Annotated in this window: 18 protein-coding genes; 11 read left to right on the top strand and 7 right to left on the bottom strand. The window is 68.6% G+C overall.

Annotated elements, in window-relative coordinates; translation table 11 throughout:
- Window positions 1-110 precede the first annotated feature (110 nt).
- Genes lspA through ACRXBZ_RS10975 form a run of 3 tightly spaced genes read left to right on the top strand, consistent with a single transcriptional unit; the run spans window position 111 to window position 2,030 of the window.
- The gene (gene lspA / locus ACRXBZ_RS10985; protein WP_433879028.1) at window positions 111-761 is read left to right on the top strand and encodes a signal peptidase II; all 651 of its coding nucleotides are present in this window, start codon (window positions 111-113) and stop codon (window positions 759-761) included.
- A gap of 41 nt (window positions 762-802) precedes the next feature.
- A complete protein-coding gene (locus ACRXBZ_RS10980; RefSeq protein WP_433883845.1) occupies window positions 803-1,687 on the top strand; it encodes an RluA family pseudouridine synthase in 885 nt (294 codons plus the stop codon).
- Between the two features lie 43 nt (window positions 1,688-1,730).
- A complete protein-coding gene (locus ACRXBZ_RS10975; RefSeq protein WP_433879027.1) occupies window positions 1,731-2,030 on the top strand; it encodes a hypothetical protein in 300 nt (99 codons plus the stop codon).
- A 48-nt stretch (window positions 2,031-2,078) separates the two neighbouring features.
- Here the strand turns inward: ACRXBZ_RS10975 and ACRXBZ_RS10970 are convergent, their stop codons facing one another.
- From ACRXBZ_RS10970 to ACRXBZ_RS10955, 4 genes are all read right to left on the bottom strand, one after another.
- Window positions 2,079-3,458 carry an NAD(P)(+) transhydrogenase (Re/Si-specific) subunit beta gene (locus ACRXBZ_RS10970; protein WP_433879026.1) on the bottom strand — a complete coding sequence of 460 codons (1,380 nt, stop codon included), beginning with the start codon at window positions 3,456-3,458 and terminating at the stop codon, window positions 2,079-2,081.
- A complete protein-coding gene (locus ACRXBZ_RS10965; RefSeq protein ID WP_433879025.1) occupies window positions 3,455-3,760 on the bottom strand; it encodes an NAD(P) transhydrogenase subunit alpha part 2 in 306 nt (101 codons plus the stop codon). The genes ACRXBZ_RS10970 and ACRXBZ_RS10965 overlap by 4 nt, the downstream gene beginning before the upstream one ends.
- A 76-nt stretch (window positions 3,761-3,836) precedes the next feature.
- A complete protein-coding gene (locus ACRXBZ_RS10960) occupies window positions 3,837-4,937 on the bottom strand; it encodes an NAD(P) transhydrogenase subunit alpha (protein WP_433879024.1) in 1,101 nt (366 codons plus the stop codon).
- Between the two features lie 249 nt (window positions 4,938-5,186).
- Window positions 5,187-6,218, bottom strand: a complete 1,032-nt coding sequence (locus ACRXBZ_RS10955; RefSeq protein WP_433879023.1) for an Lrp/AsnC family transcriptional regulator — start codon at window positions 6,216-6,218, stop codon at window positions 5,187-5,189.
- Window positions 6,219-6,476: 258 nt separating this feature from the next.
- Between ACRXBZ_RS10955 and ACRXBZ_RS10950 the strand changes: the two genes are divergently transcribed.
- Entirely contained in the window at window positions 6,477-7,691 is a 1,215-nt protein-coding gene (locus tag ACRXBZ_RS10950) for a cytochrome P450 family protein (protein WP_433879022.1), read from the top strand.
- 671 nt (window positions 7,692-8,362) lie between these two features.
- The gene (gene ltrA / locus ACRXBZ_RS10945) at window positions 8,363-9,679 is read left to right on the top strand and encodes a group II intron reverse transcriptase/maturase (protein WP_433879021.1); all 1,317 of its coding nucleotides are present in this window, start codon (window positions 8,363-8,365) and stop codon (window positions 9,677-9,679) included.
- Window positions 9,680-9,711: 32 nt separating this feature from the next.
- On the opposite strand, the gene ACRXBZ_RS10940 is transcribed toward ltrA (ACRXBZ_RS10945), so the two are convergent.
- Window positions 9,712-10,848 carry an IS630 family transposase gene (locus ACRXBZ_RS10940; protein ID WP_433879020.1) on the bottom strand — a complete coding sequence of 379 codons (1,137 nt, stop codon included), beginning with the start codon at window positions 10,846-10,848 and terminating at the stop codon, window positions 9,712-9,714.
- A 119-nt stretch (window positions 10,849-10,967) separates the two neighbouring features.
- Here ACRXBZ_RS10940 and ACRXBZ_RS10935 point away from each other — a divergent pair, with 119 nt between their 5' ends.
- From ACRXBZ_RS10935 to ltrA (ACRXBZ_RS10925), 3 genes are all read left to right on the top strand, one after another.
- The gene (locus ACRXBZ_RS10935) at window positions 10,968-11,294 is read left to right on the top strand and encodes a hypothetical protein (RefSeq protein ID WP_433879019.1); all 327 of its coding nucleotides are present in this window, start codon (window positions 10,968-10,970) and stop codon (window positions 11,292-11,294) included.
- A 242-nt stretch (window positions 11,295-11,536) separates the two neighbouring features.
- Window positions 11,537-11,752, top strand: a complete 216-nt coding sequence (locus ACRXBZ_RS10930; protein WP_433879018.1) for a hypothetical protein — start codon at window positions 11,537-11,539, stop codon at window positions 11,750-11,752.
- A gap of 7 nt (window positions 11,753-11,759) precedes the next feature.
- The gene (ltrA, locus tag ACRXBZ_RS10925) at window positions 11,760-13,244 is read left to right on the top strand and encodes a group II intron reverse transcriptase/maturase (protein ID WP_433879017.1); all 1,485 of its coding nucleotides are present in this window, start codon (window positions 11,760-11,762) and stop codon (window positions 13,242-13,244) included.
- Window positions 13,245-13,304: 60 nt separating this feature from the next.
- Here the strand turns inward: ltrA (ACRXBZ_RS10925) and ACRXBZ_RS10920 are convergent, their stop codons facing one another.
- Window positions 13,305-14,615, bottom strand: coding sequence for an IS701 family transposase (locus ACRXBZ_RS10920; RefSeq protein WP_433877961.1), 1,311 nt, complete (start codon window positions 14,613-14,615; stop codon window positions 13,305-13,307).
- Window positions 14,616-14,856: 241 nt separating this feature from the next.
- On the opposite strand from ACRXBZ_RS10920, the gene ACRXBZ_RS10915 reads away from it, so the two are divergent.
- The 3 genes from ACRXBZ_RS10915 to ACRXBZ_RS10905 are packed head-to-tail and all read left to right on the top strand — an operon-like array spanning window position 14,857 to window position 16,071.
- Window positions 14,857-14,982 (top strand): hypothetical protein, encoded by a 126-nt coding sequence (locus ACRXBZ_RS10915; RefSeq protein ID WP_433879016.1) that lies wholly within the window; start codon window positions 14,857-14,859, stop codon window positions 14,980-14,982.
- 17 nt (window positions 14,983-14,999) lie between these two features.
- Window positions 15,000-15,164 (top strand): response regulator transcription factor, encoded by a 165-nt coding sequence (locus ACRXBZ_RS10910; protein ID WP_433879015.1) that lies wholly within the window; start codon window positions 15,000-15,002, stop codon window positions 15,162-15,164.
- A gap of 37 nt (window positions 15,165-15,201) precedes the next feature.
- Window positions 15,202-16,071, top strand: a complete 870-nt coding sequence (locus ACRXBZ_RS10905; protein ID WP_433879014.1) for a hypothetical protein — start codon at window positions 15,202-15,204, stop codon at window positions 16,069-16,071.
- Here the strand turns inward: ACRXBZ_RS10905 and ACRXBZ_RS10900 are convergent.
- The gene (locus ACRXBZ_RS10900; protein ID WP_433879013.1) at window positions 16,047-18,038 is read right to left on the bottom strand and encodes an arabinofuranosyltransferase; all 1,992 of its coding nucleotides are present in this window, start codon (window positions 18,036-18,038) and stop codon (window positions 16,047-16,049) included. The two genes, ACRXBZ_RS10905 and ACRXBZ_RS10900, sit on opposite strands and share 25 nt — an antisense overlap.
- Window positions 18,039-18,096: the final 58 nt, after the last annotated feature.

Raw genomic sequence — 18,096 nt, 5'->3', positions numbered from 1 at the left:
CTGGAAAGGCCGTGAGTGAATTGCGGCGTCATAGCACCCGAAAGTACTCACGGGTCCTGTTATTGCGGGCAGTGGTCCTGCCGAACCGGGTGCGGGCGGGTTCAGGGACAATGGCGGTCGTGAGCACCGAGCAGTCCTCCCCGAGGGAGTCCTCAGCAGAGCAGGCGGGCACCGAGCCGACCGCCGCAGAACAGGCGTCCGAGACGCAGACCGGGGCGACGCAGCAGTCGCCCAAGCGCGGGTCTGGGAAGCTGCTCGGGTTGTTGGGCGGGGTCGCCGTGGTGTCCCTGGGCGTCGACATCCTCACCAAGGTCGCCGTCGTGGCGAACTTGGAGGGCAACCCGCCGGTCGAGCTGTTCGGCGGCCTGCTCTACCTCGACGTGCTGCGTAACCCCGGTGCCGCGTTCTCGCTGGCCACCGGCATGACGTGGCTGCTCGCGCTGCTTGCGATCGCCGTCGTCGGGGTGATCATCTGGCTGGCTCCGAAGCTGCGCTCGCCGGGTTGGGCGGTGGGCCTCGGCCTGGTGCTCGGCGGGGCCTGCGGCAACCTGGTCGACCGGATCTTCCGCGCCCCCGGCCCCCTGCAGGGGCACGTGGTGGACTTCCTTTCGGTCTTCGCCCCGGGTGGCGCGGTGTGGCCGGTGTTCAACGTCGCCGACTCGTGCATCGTCTGCGGCGGCATCCTGGTCGTGCTGATGTCGCTGCTGGGCCGCGACTACGACGGCACGGTGCACCGCAAGAAGAAGGCTTCGGAGTCGTGAGCGACCTCCGAACGCTGCCGGTTCCCGAGGGGCTGGACGGCATGCGGGTGGACGCGGGCCTCTCGAAGCTGCTGGGCCTGTCCCGCAGCGCCGTCGCCTCGCTGACGGAATCCGGTGACGTGCTCGTCGACGGCAACCCGGCCGGCAAGTCGGACCGGTTGGCCGCCGGGGCGTGGCTGGAGGTGACGCTGCCGCCGGCTCAACAGCCGCTGCAGGTCGTCGCGGTGCCGGTAGAGGGCCTGCGGATCCTGCACCAGGACGACGACATCGTCGTGGTGGACAAGCCGATCGGCGTCGCGGTGCACCCGAGCCCCGGCTGGGAAGGACCGACGGTGGTCGGCGGGCTCGCCGCGGCGGGCGTGCGCATCGCGACTTCCGGGGCCGCCGAACGGCAGGGCGTCGTGCACCGGCTGGACGCCGGCACCACCGGTGTCATGGTCGTCGCCAAGAGCGAGCACGCATACTCGGTGCTCAAGCGCGCCTTCAAGGAACGCACTGTCGACAAGCGGTACCACGCCGTGGTGCAGGGGCACCCGGACCCGAGCCGCGGCACCATCGACGCGCCGATCGACCGGCATCCGCGCCACGACTACAAGTTCGCGGTCGTCACCGGCGGCAAGCCCAGCATCACCCACTACGAGACGGTGGAGGCATTCCGCGCGGCATCGCTGGTGGACGTGAAGCTCGAAACCGGGCGCACGCACCAGATCCGGGTGCATTTCGCGGCGATCAAGCACCCCTGCGTCGGCGACCTGACCTACGGCGCGGACCCGGTGCTGGCCCGGCGGCTCGCCATCACCAGGCAGTGGTTGCACGCGCGCAGCCTCTCGTTCGAGCACCCGTCCGGCGGCTGGGCCAGCTTCGAGAGCCAGTACCCCGCCGATCTCCAGCACGCGCTGGACGAGCTCCGCGACCAGGACGGTTGAGCCGGGTACGGTGTCGGAAGCCTGTTACGAGCAAGGGAGCTTGATGGCACAGTCGAGATCGTTCGAGGGGGCGGACGAGCCGACGCCGCCCACCGGCATCCCGGTGGTCGACCCGGGAGCCGACGCGCAGACCCCGCCGACCGGTTTCACCAGCCTCGGCGACGTCATCAGCGCGGAGGACATCGGCACGGCGCCGCCGTCGGTGTACGGCGCCCCGGAACCGGAGGGTTCGCGGGGCGACGCGGGGGACTGGCCGAGGCTTGAGTACCGCAGCCGCAACAAGCCGGAACGACCCAAACGCAACAACCCGCTGAACTTCTTCCGCCGCGGCAAGGACGCGTGAGTCTTTTGGACAGCCGTAGCGGCCCAGCAGGCTCACGGCTCAGGACCCCTACAGCGCTTTGAGCTCTTCGACCACTTCTCGGACCGAGGACTTCGCGTCGCCGAAGAGCATCGTGGTCTTCGGGTCGGTGTAGAGCGGGTTGTCCACTCCCGCGAAGCCCGCTCGCATCGAGCGCTTCAGGACGATGACCGCCTTCGCCTGGTCGACGTTGAGGATCGGCATGCCGTAGATCGGCGAGTTCGGGTCGGTTCGGGCCGCCGGGTTGGTGACGTCGTTGGCGCCGATCACCAGCGCGACGTCGGTGCGGGCGAACTCGTCGTTGATCTCGTCCATCTCCTTCAGCTGCTCGTAGGGCACGTCCGCTTCGGCGAGCAGCACATTCATGTGGCCGGGCATCCGGCCCGCGACCGGGTGGATCGCGTAGTCGACGACGACCCCCTTGTCCGCCAACAACTTCGCCATGTCCTGCACCGCGTGCTGGGCCTGCGCGACCGCCATGCCGTAGCCGGGCACCACGATCACCTGACCCGCGTAGGCGAGCTGGACCGCAACGTCCGCCGCGCTGACCGAACGCACCGTGCCGCCGGTGACCGCCGGTGCCGCGGCCTCGCCGCCGCCGAACCCACCGGCCACGATCGCCGGGATCGACCTGTTCATCGCCTTGGCCATCTGGTCGGTGAGGATCGAACCGGACGCGCCAACCAGCATGCCCGCCACGATCATCGCGGTGTTGCTCAACGCCAGCCCGGCCGCCGCCGCGGACAGCCCGGTGAACGCGTTGAGCAGCGACACCACCACCGGCATGTCGGCCCCGCCGATCGGCAGCACCACCGCGATCCCGGCCAGCCCCGCCAGCACCAGCACCGCCACCAGCAGCAGTTCGGCGCTGCCGCCCAGCCCGATCGCCACGGCGCAGCCGATCGCCCCGGCCAGCAGCAGCACGTTCAGCGGCATCTGCAGGCGGCCGACGGTGATCGGGCGGCCCGGCACGATCTCCTGCAGCTTGCCGAAGGCGACCAGCGAGCCCCAGAACGAGATCGATCCGATGATCGCCGCGAACAGCGTCGCGATTGCCACGTTGGCGGGTTCGCCCTGGAAACCGGTGGTCTCCCGGAACTCCACCCACGCGGTCAGCGCCACCGCGCCGCCGCCGACGCCGTTGAACAGCGCGACCATCTGCGGCATCGCGGTCATTCTCACCCGCCGCGCGGCCGGTACCCCGATGACCGTGCCGATCACCAGACCCAACACGATCAGCCACCAGTTGCTCAGGCCCGGGGTGAGCAGCGTGGCGACGACGGCGACCACCATGCCGGCCGCGGCGATGGCGTTGCCCCGCACCGCGGTGCGCGGGCCGGTCAGCCCCATCAGGCCGTAGATGAACAGCGCGAACGCCAGGATGTAGAGCACCGATCGCAGCGTGATCACTTGCCAGCACCCTTGCGCACCGCGTCCGGCTTCCGCTTGAACATGCCCAGCATCCGGTCGGTGACCAGGAAACCGCCGACCACGTTGATGGTCCCGAACACGATGGCCAGCAGCGCCAGCAGCTGCGACACAACACTGTCGACACCGGACCCGAGCACCAGCACGCCGCCGAGCAGCACGATGCCGTGGATCGCGTTGGTGCCGGACATCAGCGGGGTGTGCAGCGTGTTCGGCACCTTAGAGATCACCGCGAAGCCGACGAACCCCGCCAGCACCAGAACGGCCAGATCAGCCAGGAACATCGCTCCTCCTCCCGTTCGCCTGGAAGTGGTCGGTTGAGGGCCCTCGGGCGGGTGCCCCTCGCCTCGTCGTCGAAGGTCATGTCGGGTCCGGTCGGCTGATGCAGGTGGCGGCCAGGATCTCGTCGGTGAAGTCCGGGGCGAAGCGCCCGTCGACGAGCGTCAGCTCCAGTAGTGCCTGGACGTTCCGGGCGTAGAGCTCGCTGGCGTGCTCCGGCATCGCGGCCGGGAGGTTCAGCGGGGCGGCGATGGTGATCTCGTGACTGATCACGGTGCTGCCGGGCTCGCTGAGCTCGCAGTTGCCGCCGGCCGCCCCCGCGAGGTCGACGATCACGCTGCCCGGCCGCATTCGGCGCACCGCCTCGGCGGGGACCAGCATCGGGGCCGGCCGGCCCGGCACCAGGGCGGTGGTGATCACGACGTCGAAGCCCGCGATCGCCGCGTTGAGGCGGTGGGCCTGCTCGGCGCGCTCGTCGGCCGTCAGCTCCCGGGCGTAGCCGCCCTCGCCGACCGCCGAAACGCCCAGGTCCAGCCACTTCGCGCCCACCGAGCGCACCTGGTCGGCGACCTCCGGTCGCACGTCGTAGCCGGTGGTGCGGGCGCCGAGCCGCTTCGCGGTCGCCAGCGCCTGCAGCCCGGCCACCCCCACGCCGAGCACCAGCGCCGACGCGGGCTTCACGGTGCCCGCCGCGGTGGTCAGCATCGGCAAGAACCGGGTGCACTCGCTCGCCGCCAGCAGCACAGCCCGGTATCCCGAGACGTTGGCCTGGGAGGACAGCGCGTCCATCGACTGGGCCCGGGAGATGCGCGGCACCGACTCCAGCGCGAAGCCCAGCACCCCGGCGGCCCGCAGCCGTCCGGCGATGTCCGGGTCGGTCAACGGCGCCAGGAAGCCGATCAGCGCCGAGCCAGGGGACAGCCGGCCGGTCTCCGCTTCGGTCGGCGCATTCACCTTGACCACGACATCGGCGGACCACGGATCACCGATGGTCGCGCCGGCCTTGACGAACGCTTCGTCCGGGATCAGCGCGGCCTGCCCGGCGGCGGCCTCGACCACGACGCCGAGCCCCAGCGCGCACAGCCGCTCCACCACGCCCGGGACGAGCGCGACCCGGCGTTCGCCGGGCATCGTCTCGCGTGGGACACCGACGCTGGTGCGACCGCTCTCCGGAGAGGTCATGACTCCAGCTCTCCACACCGCAGCGCAAATCGCAAGACCACACGCCCGTTCGCCCCGGCGGATCACTAGGACAGACGCAAGGCCGTCCCAGAATTACGGGCCGAGCGCCTGGCTTGGACCGCGCTCCACCGTCGGCTGGGCGCCGATTTCGCGCGAAATCGACACCTCGCCTGAAGGAGGAGCGGCGATTTCGCGCGAAATCGCGGCAAATCGCTGAGCGGGACCGAAGTCGCCGCGCTTGACCGCTCGTCAGAGGTCGGTGATGTCCCAGGTGAGGGTGCGTTGTTCGTCCCCGGGGCGGGGCGTCCAGCGCACCGTCGTGAGCTCGGTGGACTCCGGCAGCACGTACACCGTGTGCCCGCCCGCGGTCTCGCCCGGCTGCACGCCGATGCGGTGCGGGGGACGGGACGACAGCGACACCGGCGCCTTCGACACCGCGGAGCCGTCCTTGGCGATCAGCTCCAGGTACAGGTCGGGCAGCGAGGCGAACGGCGTCGCCCCGCGGTTGGTCAGCTCGGTGTGCACGACTACCGCGCGCTCGCCGTCCTGCAGCTCGTAGCCCGCGGCGGTGAACAGGAAGTCGGCCGGGTCCACGACCTCCACGAGGAGGATGGTGATCCGCTCGCCTTCCAGGCCCTCGACGTCCAGCTTGGTGCCCACCTTGCCGCTGCGCACCGGCTGCTGCAGCGGCCCGGGCTGGACGCCCGGCCCCTGCTGGTCGCCGCGCGCCCACGCGGCCGACCCCGGTGGGCCCCAGACGTTCATCGGGTTCGGCGGCCCCGGTGGGGCCGCCTGCTGCTGGAAGGACGTCGGCGGCGGACCCTGCGGGGCGAACGGCTGCGGGCCGCTCGGGCCGCCGTAGGCGGGTCCCGGGTAGGCGCCGCTGGGCATCGGGTAGGCGCCGCTGGGCATCGGGTAGCTGCCGCTGGGCATCGGGTAGCTGCCGCTGGGCATCGGGTAGCCGCCGGTCGGCTGCGGGTAGGGGCCGGACTGCTGCACCGGGTGGGCGCCGGTGCCCGGCGCGGGCACCTGGTACGGCCCGCTGGCCATGCTCTGCTGCGCCGCCCAGTGCTGCGCGGCGGCGACCGCGTTGCGGATGGCCTGCGGATCGCATTCGACGCCGACGATCAGCGGCAGGCCCGTCGTGGAAAGGGCAGCAAGACGTGCGGCGACGTCACGCACGTCCATGCCGAGCCGACCGGCGATCTCGGGAACCGCCGCACGGCCCATCTCGGCGACGACGCTCAGCAGACGTACGTCCACGGGATCAGGGCCAGCCACGTCGTGCCACGCTACCCGCTCGGGTCAACCCAAGCGTAAACGGCACGTGGTTTTGATCCCGCACGTCCGGCCGCACCGCGCCGGGACGGGCGTCGACCAAGGACACAGCTCATCGGACTCAAGAGCTCCTAGGGCCCAACGTGCGCATGGGTCTGGTGGAACGCATTGGCTGAGGTGGTTCTCAGATCGGCGTGACAGCTCAATGTGAAAGCTGTTCACTGGAGTCACGGTCAACGCTGCCGAACGCGAAGGAATCCGATGTCCACCACCGAGGCGCACGCCGATCTTCCCGTCTTCGACCACGACTTCGTGCAGAACGTGCACGCCTGGTCCGACCGGATGCGGGCCGCCACGCCCGTCCAGCGCATGGTCACCGGACACGGCCTGGAGGTCTGGGTGATCACCCGGTACGACGATGCCCGCGCCGCGCTGGCGGATCCCCGACTGAGCAAGAACAACGCCCGCATGAAAGAGGTGATCCAGGCGAAGCTGCCGCCGGACGTGGACCGCCGGGAGTTCGTCGACGGGCTGCTCGAGCACATGCTGAACATGGACCCGCCGGACCACACCCGGCTGCGCAAGCTGGTGGTCAAGGCGTTCACCGCGCGCCGGGTGGAAGGCATGCGCTCGCGCATCGAGAAGATCAGCGAAGGGCTGCTCGACGCGATGGCCGAGGAGTCCGAAGTGGACCTGCTGGACGCGTTCGCCTTCCCGCTGCCGATCCAGGTGATCTCCGAGCTGCTGGGGGTGGACGAGAGCCGACGGCACGATTTCCGGGCCTGGACCAACGCCCTGGTGGACGCACCGGAGGATTCGGAGCAGGCCGCCATGGCGATGGCCCAGTACCTGGTCCAGCTCATCGAGACCAAGCGCCGCGAACCCGCCGACGACCTGGTCACCGCGCTGATCGAGGCCACCGAGGACGAGGACCGGCTCAGCGAGCCAGAACTGGTCTCGATGGTGTTCCTGCTGCTGGTCGCCGGGCACGAGACGACGGTCAACCTGATCGGGAACGGGGTGCTGGCGCTGCTGCGCAACCCCGACCAGTGGGCGGCGCTCGTGGCGGACCCGGGGCTGGTGCCCGCCGCGGTCGAGGAGATGTTGCGCTTCGACGGCCCGGTGATGCACGGGACGTACCGGCACACCGCCGAACCCGTCGAATACGGCGGCGTGCAGATCCCGGCGGGCGAGATCGTCTGGGTGGGGTTGGCGTCGGCGAACAACGACCCGGACCGCTTCCCCGAGCCGGACCGCTTCGACATCACCCGCGACGCGCACGGGCACCTGGCGTTCGGCCACGGCATCCACTTCTGCCTGGGAGCGCAGCTGGCCCGCCTGGAGGCGCAGATCGCCGTGCGGCACCTGGTCGAGCGCTTCCCGAACCTCCGCGCGGCCGGTTCGCTGGACGACGTGCGGTGGCGCTTCAGCACGTTGATCCACGGCCTGCAGAGCCTCCCGGTCCGCCTGCGCTGATCTTCAGGCCCGGTTCTGCGTGGCGGCGCAGGTGGCAGAACCCCGGACGCCGTCTCGTCTCCGACCTACGCAATTTCCATTGAAATCGGACCTCCTGAGGTTTCGGAGCGCCGGGATAAACCGGCATGGAGAAGGAGATGAGAGAGCTCTAGGAAGCGCCGGGGTAAACCGGCATGAGGAAAGGGATGAAAGCGCCCGACATCGAAGGAGTAGCGATCCACGGTGGCCCCGAGCCATGCGTCGACGACCCGTGAGGGCGTGGCGAAGCGTTGGACAGGGGTACGTGCAGGCCGGGCTATGGAGCCGCGAAATCCCCACTTCGGGGTGCTGACGTTGTTGGAGCGGCGGAAGGCAACACTGCTGGCGGCGTTATCGCGAGTCGCCAGTGGGCCCCGCGCGGTCGGAGAACCTGTGCATGTACGGAGTCCTCATGTGCGAGAACCGGGAGATCCCATGCTCGCCCGTTCACCTGATCTGTGTGCGGGCCGTCCAGGGAACGCTGAGGCGGTAAGCCTGGGATGAACGAGTGTGGGAAGTCGGACGGCCCCGTAGTACCTGCGAACCCGCCGAACAAAGCCGCGCCTGTGGTGGCGGAGGTGGGGGAGGAAAGGGGGTCGGCCAAGGGGAACACGGCCAGCAAAACACGCCCCGGACACAGAGCCGGATCGGGTGTGCCCAGTGCGCTGGCTCGTGTGCGGCAAGTGGCACGACGGGATAGGGATGCGCGGTTCACCGCGCTGCTGCACCATGTCGACCTGGATCGCTTGCGGAAGGCGTATTGGGCGATTCGCCCGAACGCCGCGCCGGGGGTGGACGGGGTGACATGGGAGGTCTACGGGCAGGATCTGGAGGCGAATCTTCATGATCTGCATGCCCGTGTTCATAGCGGCGGGTACCGGGCGAAACCCTCGCGGAGGGCGTACATCCCGAAGGCAGATGGGCGGCAGCGGCCGCTCGGGATCGCCGCGTTGGAGGACAAGATTGTCCAGCGGGCGGTCGTCGAGGTGTTGAACGCGATCTACGAGGTGGACTTCCGGGGCTTTTCCTATGGGTTCAGGCCGGGGCGTAAGCCTCACGACGCGTTGGATGCGTTGGCGGTCGGGATCGAGCGGAAGAAGGTGAACTGGGTGCTTGACGCGGATATCCGTGACTTTTTCGGTCAGCTTGATCGGGCTTGGCTGAGAAAGTTTCTTGAGCACCGGATTGCGGACAAGCGGGTCTTGCGGCTGATCGACAAGTGGTTGGCTGCGGGGGTCGTCGAGGACGGGACGTGGACGCAGAGCGACAAGGGCTCACCGCAGGGGGCATCGGCGTCCCCGCTTTTGGCCAATGTCTACCTGCACTACGTCCTCGACCTGTGGGCTGACTGGTGGAGAAGCCACCACGCGCACGGTGACGTGATCATCGTGCGGTGGGCGGATGACTTCATCGTGGGGTTCGAGTATCGACAGGACGCCGAGCGGTTCCTCGGCGAGCTTCGCGAGCGGTTCGCGAAGTTTGGGCTGGAGCTGCACCCGGAGAAGACGCGACTGATCGAGTTCGGCCGGTTCGCCGCCGGGAATCGACGGAAGCAGGGACTGGGCAAGCCGGAGACGTTCGACTTCCTGGGCTTTACGCATATCTGCGGAAAGACCCGGACCGGACGCTTCGGGTTGCGGCGGTTCACGATCTCGAAGCGGTTGCGGGCGAAGCATGGTGAGGTGAAGACCGAGCTGATGCGACGCCGGCATCTGTCCGTCCCCGAACAGAGCACATGGCTGGCCAGCGTGGTGCGCGGGCACTTTGCTTACTATGCCGTGCCCGGCAACAGCGCAGCGGTGAACGACTTCCGGGATCAGGTGACACGGCACTGGTATCGGGCGCTTCGGCGACGTAGCCAGCGCACCCGCTTGACCTGGGAACGGATGAACCGGCTGGCCAACCGGTGGCTACCGCAGGCTCGTATCACGCATCCTTGGCCCAGCGAGCGCTTCGCCGCCAGAACCTAAGTGGTCGGGTTCGCAAGTCCTTCGGGGGTTGATCATGCTGCCAGCGCGACGGAGGATTCTGTCTGGTGATCGGCGGTGTGCCGGTCGAGTCTGGCCAGCAGATCGTCCAGGTCGGAGGTGGTGAACCTCCACTGGAACGGCTGTGCCATGGCGTTGTAGCGGTCTTCGAATGCTCGGAGCCGGTCCTTGATCTCGTTGAGGTCGGTGAAGTCGTTGGGTGAGACGACCTTGCGCTGGACGATCGAGAAGAAGATCTCGATCTGGTTGGTCCACGAGGCGTGGACGGGGGTGTGGACCATGACGGCGTTCGGAAAAGCCTTGGTCAGGCGGTCGATGGCCTTCTGCCCTCGGTGAGAGGAGCCGTTGTCGACGATCCAGAAGACGCGTTTGGCGCTGGCGTACGGTTGTTGGCTCATGACCTGGGCGACCAGGTTCATGAAGGGCACGATGCCGGTGGTGGGTTCGGTACGGCCGAACACCTTGGCCTGGTGGACGTCGTAGGCGGCCAGGTAGGCCAGGGCACCGCCGCGGTCGTACTCGTGGTTGACGCGCATCGCCCTGGCCTGGCCTGGCGCCAGGGTGGGGTGGCAGCGACAGCGGGCCTGGATGGAGGTCTTCTCGTCCGCGGAGATCACGTACTCGTCCTCGCCCAGCGGGACGCCGCCCCAGGTGCGGGCGTACAGGTCCATGACGCGGCCGGCCTTGGCGCGGAAGTCCGGGTCACGGATGAAGATCCACGACCGGCACTGCCAGGGCTTGAGCGCGTCGTCGGCCAGCCAGCGCCGCACGGTGGAAGCGGAGACCGATCCAGCGATGGCCCGGGCGACTACCTCACGGGCCAGTTCCGGACATGACCAGCGCGATAACGGAGTACCGGTCTCGGCGGGCAGCTGGCAGGCGAGGGCTTTGACCTCGGCGACGTGCAGCGCGCTGAACGACGGCGGGCGTCCGCTGCGTTCGCGGTCGGACAGGCCAGGCAGGCCGTGCTCGGCGAACCGGCCCCGCCAACAGCGCACTGTGTCCAGATGCAGCCCCGTCTCACGGGAGACCCGCGCATTGGAACGTCCGCGTGCCGCGTGCAGCACGACCTGTGCGCGCACCCGCAGCCGGTACTCGGTCTTATAGCCGTAGGCCATCGTCTTCAGCCGCTTACGCTCGGCAGCGGTCAAGGTTATCGGGCGGGCCGGGGCAACAGGCATCAGGCGAGGGCCGATCGAGAAGGAGTGGATCACGACAGCCCGTATCCTGCCGTACCCCACCCCACGGCCCATCAGACAGGATGGCTGACATGCCCACACCTTCGGAGTCCACCCGACTCTCGCTCGAACAGCGCCTTGGCGAGCACGCCCGCACCGCCTGGCCGCAGATCAGGCGGCTGCACGTCCGCCACCGCGGAGCCTTCGCCTACGTGGAGGCAGAACGTGCAGACGGCGAACGAGTCAAGCTGATGCGCCTGCGCTACGGCGGAACCGCCAGCAGGTGGGGCTTCGCCCTCTACTACGCCAGCAGCGACCGCTACGAGGACTCCCTCCTGCCCACCGGCGGCATCGCCGGCACCCCCGAAAACGCCCTCGACTGCGCCTGCCAGCTCCACCTCTCCGCACCCGACATCTGACCGGGCGACACACACAACACCGGACCTGAAGTCAACCCCCGAAGGAATTCTGAACTCGACCACTAAGGCAGGAGCCCAGTGCGGTAGTTCCGCACGCTGGGATCTGTGCGGGGGGCCGCCCGTGAGGGCGGTCCCTACCGCGACCATCGAAGGGCCAGCGACCCACGGTGGCCCCGAGTCATGCGTTGGCGTCCGTGAGGGCGTCGGCGAAGCGTTGACAGGGGTACGTGCAGGCTGGGCTATTGAGCCGCGAAATCAAGGTGTCCGGGGTGCCGACGTCGTCGAAACAGGCGGAAGGCAACATCGCTGGCGACGTTATGCGCGAGTCGTCAGGGGACCCCGCGCGGTCGGAGAACCTGTGCATGTACGGAATCGTCATGCGCGAGAACCGGGAGATCCCACGCTCGCCCGTCGGTGTGATGGCCGGGCGGGCCGCTCAGGAAACGCTGAGGCGGTAAGCCTGAGATGAACGAGCGTGGGGAGTCTGACAGCCCCGTAGTACCTGCGAAGCCGCCGAACAAGACTTCGGTCGCGGAGGTGGTGGAGGAAAGGGGGCTGGCCAAGGGGAACACGGCCAGGCCGACACGTCCCGGACACAGGGCCGGGCCAGGCGTGCCACACGGGCTGGCTCGTGTGCGTGAAGTAGCTCGAAGGGACAAGGAAGCGCGGTTCACCGCGCTGCTGCACCACGTCGACCTGAATCGTCTTCGGGCGGCCTACTGGGCGATTCGCCCACAGGCCGCGCCGGGAGTGGACGGTGTGAGGTGGGAGGACTATGGGCAGGAGTTGGAGGCCAACCTCCGGGACCTGCTCGTGCGGGTGCACAGCGGCGCTTACCGGGCGAGTCCGTCGCGGCGCGTATACATCCCGAAGGCGGATGGGCGGCAACGACCGTTGGGCATCGCCACGTTGGAGGACAAGATCCTCCAACGGGCCGTTGTCGAGGTGCTCGGCGCCGTCTACGAGGTGGACTTCCTGGGTTTTTCCTACGGGTTCCGGCCAGGGCGCGGCCCGCATTACGCGTTGGACGCGCTCACGGTCGGGATTTCGCGGAAGAAGGTGAACTGGGTGCTCGACGCGGATATCCGCGAGTTCTTCACCAATCTTGATCATCGTTGGCTGGTGAAGTTCTTGGAGCACCGGATTGCGGATCAGCGGGTCCTGCGTCTGATCGGCAAGTGGCTGAGCGCAGGGGTCATCGAGAACGGGGAACTGTCGGAGACCTCGGAGGGAGCACCACAAGGGGCATCGGCATCGCCGCTGCTCGCGAACGTCTACCTCCATTACGTCTTCGACTTGTGGGCCCAGTGGTGGAGGAGCCGCTATGCGCGCGGTGACATGATCATTGTGCGCTTCGCGGACGACTTCGTTGCGGGATTCGAGTATCAGGAGGACGCGCAGCGATTCCTTGCCGGTCTTCGCGAGCGGTTCGCGAAGTTTGGTTTGGAGCTGCACCCCGACAAAACCCGGTTGATCGAGTTCGGTCGGCACGCCGCCCGAGCCCGAGCGGCGCGGGGTGTCGGGAAGCCCGAGACGTTCGATTTCCTTGGATTCACGCACATCTGCGGTAAAACGAGGACCGGGCGGTTCTGGGTGAAGCGTAAGACCATCTCGAAACGGATGCGGGCGAAGCTGGCCGAGGTCAAAGACCAGCTCAAGCGACGTCGGCATCTGCCCATCCCGGAACAGGGGCTGTGGCTGGCCAGCGTGGTAAGCGGACACCTCGCCTACTACGCCGTGCCCGGCAACACCGACGCGGTTGCGGCTTTCCGCACCCAGGCAACGCGGCACTGGTACAAGGCGCTGCGGTGCCGAAGCCAACGCACTCGCCTTGACTGGACGCGGATGCACCGCCTCGAGACTCGATGGCTACCACCCGCCCGCGTGAAGCATCCCTTCCCTGAGAGGCGCTTTGATGCCAGGACCCGAGGCAGGAGCCCAGTGCGTTAGTAGCGCACGCTGGGATCTGTGCGGGGGGCCGCCCGCGAGGGCGGTCCCTACCGCGATCGGTTATGCGGCGGTGGGGGTGCTGGTCGGGGGACTGGTCGGGTTTTGATCAGGTGTGTTGTGACCTGCGCTGATCGTTGTTATTCGGGCTCGGCGGAAGGCGATGAGCATGTCGTCGATGCTGATGTGGGTCTTGCGGCGGTACCAGGGTCGGCCGGCGTGGGCGATGGCCAGGTCGGTCACGGCGTTGCCGTGCTGGGCGTACCAGAGGATAAGGATGGTCAGGCCCAGCATGGTGAAGGGCACGCTGCGCTGCACGGCGGCGGGTACCCGGTTGGCGGTCTCACCGGTGCCGAGGAGGGTTTTACAGTCCTTGATCGTTTGCTCGATCGACCAGCGGTCGGCGTAGCGGGCGATGAGGGCTTCGCCGGTGGCGGTGGTGTCGGTGGAGACCACAGCGATGTCGTAGGGCTTGGTGGAGTCGGGGGTTTTGACCAGCACCACGACCACCGGGGTGGTGTACAGCGATCCCCACCACAGACACGGGATCACCGCGATCAGCACGGTGTCGGTACTGCCGTAGCGGCGCACCCGGGTGCGCCGCCAGGTGGCGGTAGCGGCCAGGTCCGCGGGGGTACCCAGCCGGTCGCCTTTGAGCCGGGGGCGCCCGCGCCGGCCGGTGCGCGGCGGGCGCGGGCCGTACAGCACGGCGTTGGAGGCCAGGCGGGTGGTGAAGGTGACCTTGGCCGGGAACGGGGTGCGCCAGGCCGGGCCACGGTAGGCGGCATCGACGACGACGTCGATCTGGCGTCCGGGAAACGCTGCCGCCACAAGCCCTACCAGTTCCCGCGCGAGATCGGGTTTGGAGATCCCGGACTTGTTCTTGGGGATGTACAAGCGAAACAGCACCGGCAGGCACACCTGGCGTGCCATGAACGGCAGTGTCACGATCAGCCCGGCGACCACGAAACAGTTACCGCGGCCGATACCGTCACGGCCTTTGGCCGAGCCGTCGTGCTGCCAGAACACCCCGTGGGTCTTGGAACCGTAGCGGTGGAACAGTGTGTCGTCGATGCCGACCCGCAACGGCCGGCCGTCATCGACGAGACGGGCCACCACCAGCCGGGCCAGCGCCAGCCCCAGGGCGTCCGGACTCCAGCGGGCATCGGAGAAAAACCGGTGCGCCCGCGCGTGATGCGACACCCCCGCCAGCCCCGCCGCGCCCCACATCCCGGTCACCGTCCGCGGGCCCGTGGCCGCCAAAAGCCCCGTCACCAGCTGCGTGAACGTGATGAACGTCGGCGCGGTGAACACCAACCGCACCCCCTCCAGCACAGACAGTAAGGACGCGAGTACGGTTCCAGCAGGAAGCATCGGCGAATCTCCCCATCAGCGGGCGGTTAGTAGCACGCCGATGCTTCCGCTATCTCCGGCCCCGCCACCCCCACCCGACACCAAGATCAACCGATCGTGTCACCACCAAAACTGCGAAACCTCAGGAGGTCCGATTTCAATGGAAATTGCGGCTTCCTTAACGAGAGCAAGCCGGCCCACAGGCAAGAACTCCTCCGCGAGGAGGAGGTTTCGCCCAGGTCCGCGCGGCTACCGTGGTCAGATGCGGATCTCGTGGCCGGACCGCCGGCTGGTGCTGGACGGCGTGTTGGCGCTGCTGGTCTTCGCGCTGGCGGGCGGCACTTCGCTGGTCCGCCCCGTCGGAAGGGGCCCGGGTGGGAGGCGCTGACCGGCCGGGAACGCGACGTGCTCGTCTCGCTGGCACGGGGCTCCTCCAACGCCGAGATCGGCGCAGAGCTGCACCTCGCGGAGACGACGGTGAAGACCCACGTCGGCAGCATCCTGCGCAAGCTCGCGGTCCGCGACCGGCTGCACGCGGTTATCTGGGCGTACGAGAACGGCGTGGTCTGAGTCTCTTGTCTGCTGGGCGTCGGGCAGCACGAATCCGATGGCCGATTCCGCCGACAACTTCGGGCGATCCCTCGAATGCCTCCCGCAAACCGCCGCGCACCTGGTCTTGGTCGCGGTCGGCGCGCTAACCGCCGCTGCGTCAGTCTTCGCCCGGCGCGGCGGGCGAACTGCCAGCGCGGTCCGGGTGGCCGCCATCGGCGGGTTGATCCTGCTGCTGGACGCGAGTGTGCTGGCGGTGTTCGGATACGTGCCGTTCCTGACCATCTCGCTGCTGACCGGGCACGCCGAACGCTTGAGCCTGCTGGCATCCCCCTCGCTGCTGGTAGAACTCGGCGTTGCCGCCGGGGCCGCGAGCCTGCTGTGGATGCAGGTGGCTCGCGCGACGGCCAACGCCCCTGGGAAGGAGCCGGAGGCAGCGCACGAGCGGGCCGCGGCACGGACCCGGAGGTGGACGGTGATCGCCATGGCGGTACCGCTGGGCTACGCGATCTCGAGGTTCCTGATGGTCCTGCAGGTGCCCGGGTTCGCCCTGGACGACGGCTCCGTAGGAACGCTCGCTCCGTCCGGGCTCGCCGCGGCGGCGACCGGGGGCGCGGTGCTCACCTGGGGGTTGATCCGTCCGTGGGGCAACGGTTCCCGCGCTGGATCCCGCGGGCGGCCGGCAGGAGGGTTCCGGTCGACCTCGCTGTGGCACCGGCCCTCGGGTGTCTGTGCTGGTGATGGCGGCATCCAAGTTGCTCCTGATGCAGACCTTCACCGAGGCGTTCGGCCCCGACGACGTGCTGATCGTGCTGCCCGTCTACCTCTGGCCACTGTGGTCGGTCGCCCTCGCGCTGGCCGCCGTGAACTACCGCATCCGCCGCAGAACCGCGGCGGAACCCGTCAGCGCAGCGCGATGATGGTGTAGGGGCCGACCTCGCGCTTAGCGAACGCGGGCGAGTCGAACACGGCCGGGTCGAAGTAGACGTCGTAGTCCCGGACGTTCGGCAGCTGTGGGAAGGCGTCGCCCTTCAGCTGCAGCACCAGCTTGCCCGACTGGTCCGCCGGGAGTTCCACATCGGAGTGCGGGCTCACCGGGTTGGTCAGGACGAAGACGTTGGGCGTCTTGAACCGGCTCTTGCGCAGCATGCCCAGCAGCTCGTCGGGGGTCTTCGCGGTGGTCCATTCCTGGACCTCCGCGGCGCGCGCCTCGTAGTCCGCCAGCGGGTTGGCGTAGTGCGGAGTCTCCTGCTGGAAGCCCCAGTACGGTTGGAAGGACATCAGCTTGTAGTCGGTGGTGAGCAGCACGTTGTCCACCGGCTTGCGGCCGGTCAGCTCGGCGATCGCACGGATCTCGTCATCGGTCCATGAGCCGGGCTTGGCCGGGTCGCGCTGTCCCATCGCGTTGTCGCCGGTGGGGTAGTAGTCCGCGTAGGCGCGTTCGACGGACGGCTGCAGCGCCAACCCGATCGCGCCCTGGTTGATGGTGATCGCCCCGAGCAGCCCGAGCGCGGTGGCGACCATGCTGATCCGCAGCGCGTGCCGGGTGTCCAGCTTTTGCCGCAGGTAGCCGACGAGTTCCAGCAGGCCGAAGACGCCGGCGACGGCCAGCGTCACGTCGAGGATCACGTTGAGGCGAAACGCCAGCAGCGTGGTCTTGGCGACCAGCGCCAGCGTCGACAGCACGAACCAGCCGTAGACCGCGAGCACGATGCTCAGCATCGAGGCGGCGACCTCGTTGCGCCGGCACCGCAGCAGCAGCCACACCAGACCGGCCAGGCACAGCACCCCGAACGCGGTGCCTTCCATCATCGGCACCGGCAGGAACGCGCCGTCCTCGGGCAGGTAGTGCTGCGCCGCGCTGCGCGGGTTGGCCAGCAGGAGGTGGGTGGAGAGCAGGTAGGGCAGCCAGACCAGCAGCGCGATGACCAGGCTGACGATGCCGATCGGCAGCAGCCGCAAGAACAGCTGCCGCACCGTCGGCCACAGTCGTTCCCCCTGGTGCACCCGGAACACTCCGGTAATGACCGCCATCAGCACGACCATCAGCACCGCGAACCCGAAGTGCAGGGTGTAGGTGATGGCCGCGAAACCGACGTAGCCGCCGATGCAGACGAGTGTCCACCGTGGAGCGTGGTCCCGGCGGCGCAGCGCGTGCCAGGCCAGTACGGCGATCGGTGCCAGCCACGCCGCCGACGGCCAGGCGTAGGGCTCCTCGATGCCGTGCAGCATCCCGGCCAGCCCCGTCACGACCGCGGCGAGCAGCGCCAGCCGGCGCCGCACCACGACGCTCCACAGCGTGAACGCGACGACTGTGGTCACCGCCACCCAGGCCAGCGCGTACGGCTTGTACGCCGCCCAGCCCTCCCAGCCGATGAGGTTGGCGAACCGGCCGCCCAGCCAGAACCAGCCGCCCGGGTAGTAGGGAGCGGTGTCGGCGTAGTTCAGGTCGGCCAGGCCCGGGGTACTGGCCATCCGGGTCATGTACTGCAGGCGGAACCCGTTGTCCACGGACGAGCCGCCGTAGTAGAACCTGGTGGCCTGCAAGGGGATCGCGAGCGCGAACGTGCTGAACGCGCTGAGCGCCACCCAGGCGCCGAACAATCGCAGCCAGCGCGGCGAGCGGCGATGTCCGAACGCCAGCAGCAGGAACAGCAGGGCCAGCACCAGCGCGCTGCTGGTGGCCGCGAGCGCTTCCGGTGCGAAGCTGGGCTCGCTGATGCTCAGCCGGGCGATGCCGAACTGCAGCACCAGGCTCACGACCGCCGCGACGAACGCGCTGAGCAGCAGCTCGACGACGGTGCTGCGCAGCGGTAGCCGAACGGCCGAAGCCCGGCGCGGTTCGTCGATCGGGCTCGGTCCGGTCAACAGCGGACTCGGCAGGATTCCCGCCACTTCGCGCGTCCTTCGGCGTAGCTGACATGGGGGCTCGCGCAGAATAGTTGATGTGCGC

The organism is Saccharopolyspora hattusasensis, from assembly GCF_050972075.1.
GTDB classification, from domain to species: Bacteria; Actinomycetota; Actinomycetes; order Mycobacteriales; family Pseudonocardiaceae; genus Saccharopolyspora; species Saccharopolyspora hattusasensis.
Note: the sequence above shows the minus strand (reverse complement) of the source record. Positions and strands in the feature narration are given on the sequence as shown.